This is a genomic window from Nocardia thraciensis (genome assembly GCF_054782435.1).
This window is the reverse complement of sequence record NZ_BAAGSM010000018.1, coordinates 481423-494537: the sequence shown is the minus strand read 5'-3', so window position 1 is coordinate 494537 and position 13115 is coordinate 481423. Positions and strand designations below refer to the sequence as shown.

9 protein-coding genes are annotated in these 13115 nt (G+C 69.4%); 1 reads left to right on the top strand and 8 read right to left on the bottom strand.

Annotated elements, in window-relative coordinates; translation table 11 throughout:
• Window positions 1–27: 27 nt before the first annotated feature.
• Window positions 28–1236 (top strand): low temperature requirement protein A, encoded by a 1209-nt coding sequence (locus tag ACYVLQ_RS11650; RefSeq protein WP_460697401.1) that lies wholly within the window; start codon window positions 28–30, stop codon window positions 1234–1236.
• A gap of 33 nt (window positions 1237–1269) precedes the next feature.
• On the opposite strand, the gene ACYVLQ_RS11645 is transcribed toward ACYVLQ_RS11650, so the two are convergent.
• From ACYVLQ_RS11645 to leuA, 8 genes are all read right to left on the bottom strand, one after another.
• Window positions 1270–2115, bottom strand: a complete 846-nt coding sequence (locus ACYVLQ_RS11645) for an ion transporter (protein ID WP_460697400.1) — start codon at window positions 2113–2115, stop codon at window positions 1270–1272.
• Window positions 2116–2187: 72 nt separating this feature from the next.
• Entirely contained in the window at window positions 2188–3810 is a 1623-nt protein-coding gene (locus tag ACYVLQ_RS11640) for a GMC oxidoreductase (RefSeq protein WP_460697399.1), read from the bottom strand.
• Window positions 3811–4049: 239 nt separating this feature from the next.
• On the bottom strand, window positions 4050–4760 hold the full coding sequence (locus ACYVLQ_RS11635) for a type 1 glutamine amidotransferase (protein ID WP_460697398.1): 711 nt from the start codon (window positions 4758–4760) through the stop codon (window positions 4050–4052).
• Window positions 4757–5992 (bottom strand): MurT ligase domain-containing protein, encoded by a 1236-nt coding sequence (locus ACYVLQ_RS11630; protein WP_460697397.1) that lies wholly within the window; start codon window positions 5990–5992, stop codon window positions 4757–4759. Before ACYVLQ_RS11630 ends, ACYVLQ_RS11635 begins: the two co-directional genes overlap by 4 nt.
• A gap of 76 nt (window positions 5993–6068) precedes the next feature.
• Window positions 6069–6695, bottom strand: coding sequence for a pyridoxamine 5'-phosphate oxidase family protein (locus ACYVLQ_RS11625; RefSeq protein ID WP_460697396.1), 627 nt, complete (start codon window positions 6693–6695; stop codon window positions 6069–6071).
• 58 nt (window positions 6696–6753) lie between these two features.
• Complete coding sequence (locus tag ACYVLQ_RS11620; protein ID WP_460697395.1) at window positions 6754–8520, bottom strand: hydroxysqualene dehydroxylase; 1767 nt, start codon at window positions 8518–8520, stop codon at window positions 6754–6756.
• A 158-nt stretch (window positions 8521–8678) separates the two neighbouring features.
• Entirely contained in the window at window positions 8679–10427 is a 1749-nt protein-coding gene (locus ACYVLQ_RS11615) for a MinD/ParA family ATP-binding protein (RefSeq protein WP_460697462.1), read from the bottom strand.
• 598 nt (window positions 10428–11025) lie between these two features.
• On the bottom strand, window positions 11026–12840 hold the full coding sequence (leuA, locus tag ACYVLQ_RS11610; RefSeq protein WP_460697394.1) for a 2-isopropylmalate synthase: 1815 nt from the start codon (window positions 12838–12840) through the stop codon (window positions 11026–11028).
• Between the last annotated feature and the right edge of the window lie 275 nt (window positions 12841–13115).

Below are 13115 nucleotides of genomic sequence, written 5' to 3'. Positions count from 1 at the left end.
CCGCCGAGAACTGGCACGATATCCCCCATGACCGGTGTAAAACGGCGGATTCGCGCGGTTTCCGAGGATGCCTCGGTGACGCAGCTGGAGCTGTTCTTCGATCTCGTGCTGGTATTCGCGTTCACTCAGGTGACCGATCTGGCCGCGCACGAGGCCACGGCGGCGAACATGCTGCGGGCGCTCCTGGTGCTCGCGGTCATGTGGTGGGTGTGGATTGCCTACGCCTGGCTGGGCAATGTGGTGAAGGCCGACGAGGGCATCGCGCGGGTCGCGATGTTCGTGGCGATGGGTGCGGCGCTGATCGTCGCGCTCGTCATTCCCGAGGCCTTCCACGACATGCCCGGCGGCTGGTACGCGCCGCTGGTGTTCGCGATCGGCTACCTGGTGATCCGGCTGGTGCACCTGTGGGTGTTCTGGCTGGCCAGCAGCGAGGACACGCAGTTGCGCGGGCAGGTGACGCGCTGGGCCGCGGGCTCGATCACGATCGGCACCACGCTGCTGATCATCGCCGCCCTGAACCACGGGACGGCGCAGTTGCTGCTGTGGATCGCCGCCATCGCGGGCGACATGCTGTGGACCTTCTTCGCGGGCAACGAGTGGCGGGTGAATTCGGTGCGCCACTTCGCCGAGCGGCACGGGCTGATCGTCATCGTGGCGCTCGGTGAGTCCATCGTCTCGATCGGCATCGGCGTCGCCGGACTGCCGATCTCCTGGCCGATCACCGTGGGATCACTACTGGCACTGACGGTTTCGGGTCTGCTGTGGTGGGCCTACTTCGACGTGGCGGCGGCGATGGTGGAGCGGGCGCTGATCCGCGCCCACGGCGAGCGGCGCGTCCAGATCGCGCGAAACTGCTACACCTACTGGCACTTTCCGATGATCGCGGGCATCATCGCGCTCTCGCTCGGGTTGAAGAAGGTGCTCAACTACCTCGGCGGCGCCGAAGGCCACACGTTGCACGATGCGCTGCACGGGATTCCGCTGTTCTCGCTGTACGGCGGCGTGGCGCTGTATCTGATCGCACTGGTCGGATTCAAGCAGTACGCCACCGGGCAGGTGTCGACGGCGCGGATCGTGACCGCGGTGGTGCTCGCCGCGCTGACGCCCGCGGCGTGGCACCTGCCCGCCATGGCGCAGCTGGGGCTGATGTGTGCGGTGCTGCTGGCCCTGATCATCTGGGAGACAGTGCGTTTCGCCGAGCCGCGGGAGGAGATTCGACACGGGGCGGAGCATTGATCCCGGCCAAAAGCATGCCGGGAATGACGGGGGTCAGCGCTCTCGCGGGGTCGCGTGGTAGATCGTCTCCGGGACCTGGATACCCTCCCGCACTGCCTCGCGCATTTGATTCACGTTCTCCCGCAACACGTCTCCGATCAGTTCGTCGGTGCGCGGGTCGGACAGCGCCTGGAACAGGATGCGGAAGCTGATGTCGGCGATGGTCCGGATGATGTCCTCGTGGAACGGGAGGTAGCGCACGCGGCCGATCTGCGGATCCTTGCGGATCAGCTCCACGATCATGGCGTCCAGTTCGCCGCGGTTCTCCTCCAGCGCCGCGGCGATATTGCGGGTGTACTGTCCCGCCCGCAGCACCGTAGCGACTTCCTCCAGCACCGCCATCGTCACCGGGCGCTTGATGGTCTCGACGATCGTGCCGACCGAGCGGTTCACCACCGCCGCGGTCACCCGGTCGCCGAAGGCGCGGTCGGCGACCCGGGCCAGCCGGACCAGGACCACCACGATGCGGAGCAGCCGCAAGCCGCGGAACAGTGGGCTGGTCACCGGAATCATGCCCAGCACCTCGTACCAGTACACGAACGGGAACGTCCACGGCCAGCCCGCGCGGTGCCAGCGCCACAGGAACTCGGCGGCGAATATCGCGCAGATGGTGTAGTCGGCGATCACGATCGCGTGGTAAGCGCCGGGCGGGACCGAGAAGAAGGTCACCCAGCCGACCAGCACCACCGACACCACGGCCAGCGCGAGCATGACGAAATCCGTCCACAGCGCCGGTGGTTTGCGCGGGAACTTCTCCGACCCGGCCGCGGGCTCGGGCTTGCGTGCCCACCCCGTGCCGGTCCGGCCCCACGGGTCCGTTCCGGTGCTGTACTGCGCCACGGCGATCCCTTCCACATCGAACGGTCCCGCCGAGGGTAATAGGTATCGGCAACCATCGGGCACATCCGGCCGCTACCGGCCCGCGCGGATGATCGCTTCCACGTTGCGTTCGGCGAGGGCGGTGATGGTCAGGGATGGATTCACCGTGCCTGTGCTGCCCGGAATTGCCGCGCCGTCGACTACGTACAGGCCCGGATGGCCGTGCACGCGGCCATAGTTGTCGGTGGCGCGGCCGAGCACCGCGCCGCCCAGGGGGTGGGCGGTGAAGACGGCGTTGGCGTCGTAGCCGAGTGGGGTGACGTAGTCGAATACGGCGCCGGCGCGCTGGGCGATGCGGTGGTCGACCGCGCGGCACGCCTCGACCACCTGGTCCTGCGCGGGCCGCGGCCAGCTCAGGGTGGCGGCGTTGCGACCGGCGTCATAACCGAAGCGCGCACGGGTCGGGTCCAGCGCCATGCCGAGCGACGCCAGGGCCCCGGTCTCCATCGGAATGCCGGGAATGAACCAGCTTTCCAGCGTCAGCGGCATTCCGGAGTCGTCGAAGATGCGACTGACGCTCGGCACGCCCTGGCCCGTACCCGACAGCGAATTGTCGACCCGGGCCAGCACGACGTCGCCGTTGGTGCCCCAGCCGTCGCCGACGTGCTCGTTCAGGCGCGGCAGCGCGCCGGTGGCCTGGGCACGCACCAACAGCTCGGAGGTCCCGACCGAGCCCGCGCCGAGGAACAGCCGATCGCAGGTGAGCGTGCGGGTGGCCAGCACCGCGCCGGTCGGGTCCAGTTTGGTCACGGTGACGACGTAGCGGCCGCCCGGCTCCTGCGCGATGGCGTCGACGCGATGGCCGGGGTACACCGCCGACTTGCCGGTCCCCTGAGCGTATTTCAGGTAGTTCTGGTTGAGATCGAACTTCGCGCCGTTCGAGTTGCCGAGGTTACTGCGCGCCGCCGTCGCGGAAGGCCTTGTCCCGCCGGACAATTCGCTACGCAGGATATCCCAGTTGAAGATGGAGTCGTTGGCCTGCGGCTGATAGCCCGCCTTGCGCACCTGCTCGTCCCAGCGCCGTGAATGGCTGAACGGGGACGTGCCGTACAGGTCGGGCGGCAGCGGGCTCAGCCGCAGCTGCTGACGCACCCGCGGGTAGTACACCCGCTCCATCTCGTCGAAATCGACAGCGCCGCCGAAGACCTGGTCGAACCAGCGGCGCTCCGGGGCGACCATGGCGCCGGTGAACACGACGGAGCCACCGCCCACGGCCGCCGCGCGCCACACGTCGATGCCGTGGAACTCGGTGACGTCGAGGACGCCGCCGAAGTCGGCGAACTGCATGGGCACCTTGGTGACACCGGTGAAGCTGGTGCGATGCCAGAAGCCGCGCCCGTCGGGCAGGTCGTCGCCGGTGAAGATCTCCCGCCACGGATCGTTGGGCCAGCGCGAGCCGCGCTCCAGGACCGTGTTCGCGATGCCCGCCTCGGCCAGTCGCAGCGCGGTGACCGCCGCGCCGAATCCGGAGCCGACAACGATGGCGGGCGAATGCTCGGGGGGATCCGGCAGCGGAGCGAAGATCTCCGGCACCCAGCCGCGGAACAGCTCGTTCCAGAGCGGATCGGCCGCGGCGGTACCGGCGCCGTGCGCGGACCCGGCCACACCCAGCAGGGCCGCCGCTCCGGCGGCCTTCATAAAGGTACGTCTGCGCACCCGGGCCACCTCCCTCATCGCGCATGGCCGCGCGAAGAGTACCCGGCAGATACCTTCCGGCTCAACAGAATCGGTATTCCCAACAGCCCAATCGAATAGCATGAAGCTATAACTAGTGATCAGCGCCCCGTTTGAGAAAGGTGAGGAAATCGTCGGCGGCCGAACGGGTCGTCCTGCGGCCGACATTGCCCCACTGATGCGGCGGGGTCAACCGCGGCGGACATGCGTCCGCGTGCTGCTCAGGCGCGGAGGCGTTCGCGGCGGAGCTGGTCCACCTCGGGGAGGTCGAGGGGGGCGAGTTCATCGACGCCCAGGGCTCGCAGGAGCAGATAGTCGGCGAGTTCCGGATTGCGGGCCAGGGCGGGGCCGTGCATGTAGGTGCCCAGCACCGAGCCCTGGACGACGCCCTCCAAGCCGTCGCCGACGCCGTTGCCGACGCCACGGGTGACGCGCGCCAGACCGGACGCGTCGCTGCCGAGTTTCGTTCCGCCGCGGTGGTTCTCGAACCCGGTCAGCGGCGCCGAGAGGCCGGGGAGCAGCGGCGTGGAGGCCACCTCGCCGATGGACCGCTCGGCCTGCGGCGCCGTGGTGACGTCGAACAGGCCCACACCCTCGACCCGCTCGCCGCCGGAGGTCTCGTACCAGTGGCCAAGCACCTGGATCGCGGCGCAGATCGCCAGCACCGGAACACCTCTCGCGGCGGCCCGCTGCATGCCCGGATAGCGCCGCAGGTGCCGGGTGGCCAGCCGCTGCGCCGAATCCTCCGCGCCGCCCAGCAGATACACGTCCAGTGATTCGGGAACCGGGTCGTTCAGGGTGATCTCGATGATCTCGGCGGCGTAGCCGCGCAGCCGCAGCCGCTGCCGCAGCACCACCGCGTTGCCGCCGTCGCCGTAGGTCCCCATCACATCGGGCAGCACCAGCCCGACGCGCACGGTCGAATCACTCATGCCCGGGCCTCCAGATCGCGGTTCAGGTCGCGGAACGCGGTGTAGTTGGCCAGCACCTCCACCTGCCCGGGCGGGCAGGAAGCGATGGCGCGCAACGGGTTCGGCACCGTGGTGTGCCGCACACCGGCGTAGGTGAGGCGCACCGCGAGATCGGTGGCGCGCTCACCGGCGGCCACCACCTGGGTGCCCTCGAAGTGTTCGAAACGCACGTCCCACAGCCACGACAGGTCTTCCCCGTCGGGTACCTGGCCGTTGACCGCGATCACCAAACCCGTTGCGGCCGGGTCGATCATAGACAGCGCCTCCTGCCAGCCAGCCGGATTCTTGGCCAGCAGCAGCCGCGCGCTGTGGTCGCCCACCTGCACGCTGCGGTAGCGCCCGGCGATCTCGCGCACCGTCCCGGCCGCCTCGGCCGCCGCCTCGGCGCGCACGCCCAGCGCCACCGACGCCGCCACCGCCTGCGCCGCGTTACCGCGATTGGCGCGGCCCGGAAGCGCAAGGTACAGTGGGAGTTTGAGGCCGTCCGGGCCGTGCAGATGCTCCTCGTCCACCCACCAATCCGGCTCCGGCCGATGGAAGTCGGCGCCGGTGCTGCGCCAGTGCGTGCCCTCCCACACGATCGGCTCGCCGCTGCGCGGGCAGCTGGTGGCGTCGACCGCCCAGCCGCTGCCCGCGGCCACCCACACCACGTTGGGGTGGTCGTAGGCGATCGAGGTGATCAGCACATCGTCGCAGTTGGCGATGAGGACCGTGTCCGGGTGCCGCGCCATGCCCGCGCGCAGCTTGCGTTCGATCATGTTGATCTCGCCGACCCGGTCCAGCTGATCGCGAGACAGATTCAACAGCACCACCGCGGCGGGGCTCAGCGCGTCGCTGACATGGGGCAGGTGCAACTCGTCCACCTCGATGGCGGCCAGCGGCGCGGTGCGGTCCGTGCTCAGCGCCGAGACGATCCCGGCGTCCATATTGGCGCCGTCGGCCTGGGTCACCACACGTCCCAGCGTGCCGAGCGCGGCCGCGGTCATCCGGGTGGTGGTTGATTTGCCGTTGGTGCCGGTCACCAGCACCGTGCGCCGCCCGCGGCCGAGCTGGGGCATCAGCTTCGGATCGATCAGCAGCGCGATCAGGCCGCCGATCATCGAGCCCTTACCGCGACCGGCCTTCTGCGAGGCCCAGGACGCCGCCGCCGCCGCGCGCAGCGCCAGCCGTCCGCGCACCGAGATGTCTGCCACCACTGGATCCTATCCGCAGCGCGCAGCGCCTCCATCGAGGGCGGCGGCAGTGCGCGAGCGGCCGACGTGAGCTTGACTACCGGCGCTCGTACAGCAGTTTTTCGTAGGTCTCCGGCGAGTAGTACTGCTCCAACTGCTCGACGGACTCGGTGATGTGGGGCTGCACCTCCTTGGCCAACCGGCCGGGGCCGGGCAGTTCGTCGACCGGCCAGCCCTCCGGCTGCCACAGGCTGCTGCGCATGAACGCCTTGGCGCAGTGGAAGAAGATCTGCTCGATCGCGACCTCGACGGCCAGCACCGGGCGGTGGCCCTTGACGATCATGTCGTCGAAGTACGGCGCGTCGCGCACCAGGCGGGCGCGACCGTTGATCCGCAGCGTCTCGTTGCGGCCGGGGATCAGGAAGATCACGCCCACATGCGGATTGGCGAGGATATTGCGGTAGCCGTCCGCGCGGCGGTTACCCGGTCGCTCCGGGATGGCGATGGTCCGGTCGTCCACGACCCGCACGAAGCCCGCCGGATCGCCCTTCGGGGAAGCGTCGCAGTTGCCGTCGGCATCGCTGGTCGCGAGGACGACGAAGGGCGAGGTGGCGATCCACTGTCGGTCGCGCGGATGTAGCGCGACGCGTTCCTTGGTGGCCGCGCGGTGGTTCGGCTCGCCGAGCAGCTCACGCAGCTCGGCGGCGGACGTGATCTCGCTCATCCCATGATTGAACTGCCGATCCCCGCTCGGCGCCAGGGGTTTGTGAGCAATCGAATTCTCAGACCGGCACATCGAACAGGTTGGGCTGCCCGGCCGCATAGCGGTCCGCGTCGAGTCCGCGCAGCGGTTCCAGCTCCGCGGCGCGGTACAGCGTGAACAGTCGGCAGCGTTCGGCAGCGGAACCGGACACGTCCAGCAGTGCGTTCACCGCCGCGCGGGCCGACTCGCAGGCCCCCTCCATGGTCGCGAGGTCCACGTTGGTGCGCACGTAATCGCCTGCCAGGAACAGGTTTTCGAGCGCACCGTGCGGATGGGGACGTGCCGACCAGGAGCCCGCCGTATTGACCAGTAGCGGATCGGCGTTGCGGTTGCCGCGTCGCGCGGCATCCCAGGTGATGCCGGGATCGAGCGACCACGAGTGCAGGTCCCCGTCACGCAGGTCCGCGGAGCCCGTCAGATGTTCCCGCAGCTGCGCCCAGACCTCGCGGGCGATCTCGTCGTGCGTACACTCGGCCGCCGGTTTGCCGAACAACACACCGGGCGTGTTCCAGTCGGAGACATCCACCGACAGGCAATCCCGGACTGTGCCGTCACCGTACTCGGAAAGCTTTGCGCGCGACCAGAATTGGTTCTGGGCGATCGAGGTCAGCGACCACGGCGAATCGACATACGCGGTGTGCCCGCGAGCGATGTGCGCCGGGCGCCGCAGATAGAACTGGATCCCGGCCATCCAGTCGGTGACCAGCCGATCCATCGCGGCCAGTTCCGGTCGCGCGTCGAGGATCTCGGGCGTCCACAGGCCGCGGGCGACCTCGACCGGCACGGCCAGCACGAAATAGTCTGCGGCGACGGTAGTTCCGGCCCCCGCACCGTCGGCGACGCGGGCTCCCGAGATCCGGCCGTCGCGCACGTCGAGGCCCCGCAGTTCGGTGGTCACGAATCGCACGCCCAGCTCGCGCAGCCGCCGCACCCACGGATCGATCCACGCCTCGTTGGTGGGCCCGTCGAGGACGCGGTCCCGCGGGCCGTCGTCGCCGATCCCGAACGGGTTGCCGAGGAACTGCTCTCCCATGTTCCCGATCGTGCGGGCGCTGGCGTGCTCGTCCTTCGCGGCCACCAGCAGCGTGGTCAGGGTGCGCGACAGCAGGGCGCGGAACTCGTGCGAACGCCTGTGCGCGCCGACGAAATCGCGCCAGGGCAGATTCTCCCACTGACCGAATCTGCGGGCTTCGCAGCTGCTGTTGAACACCAGCAGGCGGTTGGCGAAGTAGGCGGCATCGGCCGCGGGCATCCGCGTGGAGGTGGCGATGAGCGAGGCCACAGTCTGCCGGAAATCGTCCGGACCGGACCATCCCCGGCTGCCGCCGCTGCGCATGGGGAGGATCGCGTCGTCGGCGTCCTGCCGGGAGAATCGCGCCTCCGACGCGGGGACCAGATTGCTCCACACCCCGTTTGCTCTGCCAGGGAACGGAATTCGCCGCATGGTGTCCGGAAGGTGGCGGTAGAAGCCGGGGAAGAAGCGGAAACCGTGCTCGCCCGGCAGGTCTGGTCGGCCGTCGCGGCCCGTGCCGGGGACCGGGATGCTGCGCGCCTTGCCGCCCAGCGCGCGCCGCTCGTAGACCGTCACCCCGAAGCCGCGCTCGGCCAGCTCGTGCGCCGCGGTGAGACCGGCCACGCCGCCCCCGAACACCGCGACCCGCGGACCCGCGTCCGCCGCCGCCCGCGCCGGTCGCAACACCGCCGCGCCCGCCATCCCCCCGACGAGTACACCCGCCGACCCACGAAGCATCTCTCTCCGCGAGACGGTCCCCTGCCGTTCTGCCATCTACCGAAACCTCCAAGCCGCGCCTACTGTATGCGCTCGAGGCCCACATGCAGAGCCAGACAGTTCAGACCCCACAGCACCACGACGGCCAGTCCGAGTATGTTCGTCGACGCGGCCGCCGGAGGGTGTCCGGCGGCCGCGGGTGAGGGTGGATGTGGTTAGTAGCCCTGGGGGCCCGGGTAGCGGTCGTGGCTCGGGTAGGGGTCCTGACCGGGGTAGGAGCCCGGGTAGCCGCCTTGCGGGCCTCGGGAACTCGGGTAGCCGCCCTGCTGCGGGCCGGAGTACTGGGTGTGCGGGCCGGGGAACGGGGGCTGCGGGACGTGGTAGCCGAAGTCGTCGGCGACCATGGCGGCCAGTTCCAGCAGGGCGGTGCGGGTCGGCTTGCCGACCAGCTCCAAGTCGATCTCCGCGCCCTCGGCCAGGTGGTCGTCGAACGGGACCACCTGGACGGCGCGGGTGCGGTCCAGGAACAGCTTGCGCAGCTGATCCAGGTCGACCGTGGAGGCGCCGCGACGAGAAGCGTTGACCACCACCACCGTTCGCTCGACCAGCTTGCCGTAACCGTGATGCTCGAGCCAGTCCAGCGTGGCCGAGGCGCTGCGGGCGCCGTCGATCGCCGGTGAGGTGACCAGGATCAGCGAGCTGGCGAGATCGAGCACACCCTTCATCGCCGAATGCATCAGACCGGTGCCGCAGTCGGTGAGGATGATGTTGTAGAACTGCTGCAGGATGCCGATCGCGCGCCGGTAATCGGCCTCGCTGAAGGCCTCCGATACCGCCGGATCCTGTTCGCTGGCAAGCACTTCCAGGCGGCTGGGCGCCTGGGAGGTGTGCGCCCGGACATCGGAGTAGCGGCTGATGTGCTGGTCCTCCAACAGGTTTCGCACCGTGGAGCGAGTCTGCCGGGGCACCCGGTGGGCGAGCGTGCCGAGGTCGGGGTTGGCGTCGATGGCGATGACCCGGTCGCCGCGCGACGAGGCGAAGGTGGAGCCCAGGCCCACGGTGGTCGTGGTCTTCCCGACGCCGCCCTTCAGCGACAGGATCGCGATCCGGTAGTCGCCGCGCACCGGCTCGTTCACCCTGTCGACGAGCTCGCGCTGGATCACGTCGGCCGGGGCCTCGCCCGGGTTGATCGCACCGCCGGTGACCTTGTGCACGGCCTTGCGCCAGCCGCTGCGCGGCGCGCGGCGCTGCCGCTTGAGCAGATTCAGGTCGCCGATCGACTGACCCGGACGTCCGGGCGGTCCCGGATGCTGCGACTGGAAGCCCGCGGGCAACTGCTGCGGCGGGCCACCCTGCCAGTTGTCGTGGGACTGCGGCTGCGGCGGCTGCTGATACGACGGCTGCGGCGGTCGCGGCGGCTGCTGCGGTGGTAGCGGCGGCGGCGCCCAGCTGTACTGCTCGCTGCCTCCGCCCGACTGTTCCGGACCCGGCGGCGGGCTGGGCGGCTGGTCCTCGTCGAAGACGCGGCGGACCATGCCGTCGGCGCCGATCTCCTGCCGTATCTCGCCGTACGCGGTCTCCTGCCGCACCTCACCGTAGGGCGCCGATGCGAACGAGTTCGGATCTCCCGGACCACCGGGCCCGGAGCCGTACTGCTCGGTGGGTTCGGCCGAGGGCGAGGGGTACTGGCCCGTGGGAGGCTGCGAGAACTGCCCCTGCTCGCCCGGAGGCGGGAACTGGCCGCGCTCGCCGGGAGACGGGAATTGGTCACCAGGGGGCAGGAATTGGCCCTGCTCACCCGGGGCCGCGAATTGGCCCTGCTCACCCGGAGGCGTGAACTGCCCTTGCTCACCCGCAGGCGCAAACTGACCGTGTTCGCCCGGGGGCGGGAACTGCCCCTCGCCCGGTGGGGCGAACTGCCCCTGCTCACCCGGGGGAGCGAAGGGACCGCCCTGCTCGGGCATCGGGAACCCGCCGCCCGGCGGGAAGCTCTGGTTCGGCGGATACGGGCCGCCGGGCGGGCCGTAGGGCCCCGGCGGCGCGAAGCCCGGCTGCTGCGGCGGCGAGAAGGGGCCGAACTGCTGCTCCTGGCCGTACGGCTGGAACGTGGTCTGCTCGATCGAGTCCGGAACGGGCGGAAGGATGCCCGCGGCCTGCTCTTCGTGCGCCGAATCGGAGTCGGTGGACTCCGCGTCCGGAGCAGGCGGCGACCCGGCGTCGGCCTGGGCGGCCTCGGCATCGTCGGCCTGTTCGTCGTGCACCGGCTTCGAGGTCGGATCGTCCTGCTCGGCGGTCACGTCCACGCTGTGGTTCTGCAACCAAGGTGGTGAGGTCGAGTTGTCGTTAGGTGTCACGTTTCCCCCATCTGCTCGGGTCGTTTCGAGCAGAGAGCTCGGCGCTGAATGCCCCCCAAAACTAGCACGCTGGGCAGCGGCCCGTGCCGCCGCAGACCGGGTCGGTACCAGCGGCGAGCCGGAGTTATCCACATGTGGACAACCCGAATTCGCACTCCCCCCGGGAGTGGGAACCGCCTCGCGAGGGCGAGGCGGTCCCACTTGCTGCTCAGCCGTTCCGCTGGGCGCGGTTGACCGCGGAGACCACGGCGCGCAGCGACGCCGTGGTGATGGACGTGGCGATGCCGACACCCCACGACACCTTGTCACCGACGGCGCATTCGACATAGGCCGCGGCCTGGGCGTCGTCGCCCGCGGACATGGCGTGCTCGGAGTAGTCCAGCACCCGCACGTCGTAGCCGATGGTCGACAGCGCGTCCACGAACGACGCGAGCGGGCCGTTGCCCTCGCCGGAGATCTCCTGTTCGACGCCGTCCACCTTCACCACGGCATCGATGTGGTCGGTCCCGCCGTCGGTCTCGGACGCGCTCACCTTCTGTCGCATGCGCTCCAGCGGCACGATCGGGTTCAGGTACTCCTCGGCGAAGACGTCCCACATCTCCTTGGGCGTGACCTCGCCGCCCTCGCCGTCGGTGATCTGCTGGATCGCCTGCGAGAACTCGATCTGCAGCCGCCGCGGCAGCGCCAGGCCGTGATCGGTCTTCATGATGTAGGCGACGCCGCCCTTGCCGGACTGCGAGTTCACCCGGATCACGGCCTCGTAGGTGCGACCCACGTCCTTCGGGTCGATGGGCAGGTACGGGACCTCCCAGGTGATGTCGTCGACATCGGAGTCGGCGGCGTCCGCGGCCACCTTCATGGCGTCCAGACCCTTGTTGATGGCGTCCTGGTGACTTCCGGAGAACGCGGTGTAGACCAGATCGCCGCCGTAGGGGTGGCGCTCGTGCACCGGCAGCTGGTTGCAGTACTCGACCGTGCGGCGGATCTCATCGATGTTGGAGAAGTCGATCTGCGGATCCACGCCGCGGGAGAACAGGTTCATGCCCAGCGTGACCAGGCAGACGTTGCCGGTGCGCTCGCCGTTGCCGAACAGGCAGCCCTCGATGCGATCCGCGCCCGCCTGGTAGCCCAGCTCCGCGGCGGCCACGGCGGTGCCGCGGTCGTTGTGCGGATGCAGCGACAGCACGATCGACTCGCGGCGGGCCAGGTTGCGGCTCATCCACTCGATCGAGTCGGCGTACACGTTCGGGGTCGCCATCTCGACGGTCGCGGGCAGGTTGATGATCATCGGCTTGTCGGGGGTGGGTGCGATGATCGCCGAGACCGCGTCGCAGACATCGCGGGCGTACTCCAGCTCGGTACCGGTGTAGGACTCCGGGCTGTACTCGTAGCGCCAGTTGGTGTCCGGGTACTGCTTTTCGATCTGCAGGCACAGGCTCGCCGCGTCGGTGGCGATCTTCTTTACGGCCTCGCGGTCGGCGCGGAACACCACCTTGCGCTGCAGGATGGAGGTGGAGTTGTAGAAGTGGACGATCACATTCGGCGCACCCTGGCAGGCCAGGAAGGTGCGCTCGATCAGCTCGGGGCGGCACTGGGTCAGCACCTGGATGCTGACGTCGTCGGGCACCGCGCCGTCCTCGATGATCTCCCGGACGAAGTCGAAATCGGTCTGGCTGGCCGACGGGAAGCCGACCTCGATCTCCTTGTAGCCCATCCGCACCAGCAGGTCGAACATGCGGCGCTTGCGGGCCGGGCTCATCGGGTCGATCAGGGCCTGGTTGCCGTCGCGCAGGTCCACGGCGCACCACGCCGGGGCGCGGTCGATGACCTTGTCGGGCCAGGTGCGGTCGAACGGGACCGGCTCGGCGATGCCGCCCGGCACCTCCTCCGCGAAGGGCCGGTACCGATAGCTCGGCATGGACGAATTGCGCTGCTTGTTCCACGCGGGCTGGTCGGCGGGCGCGGGCTTGGACGGCGCGGTGATGGTGCGCGATCCGGATACGAAGGCGTCAGCGGGTGACATGCGATTCTCCGAGAGTGTGGGTTTGGTGTGTCCCAATTACTTGGGTCGACCGGCACAGCTGAACCCCGCGACGGGAGCCGGTCCGTATCAGACCCCGTCGCGGCGGCCGAGAAGGAGTGCCCGCTGCATGATGATCGCGAGCTTACAGGTGCGCGATCGGGGGGTGAAAGTCCGACCCGCCGAACGGCCCCGGCCAAGGGTCTCCACCCCCGGAACTCGGCCGAGAAGCGTTGGCCAAGTAACTTCACCCCGCAAGGGTTTCGGAGCGAAGCGGA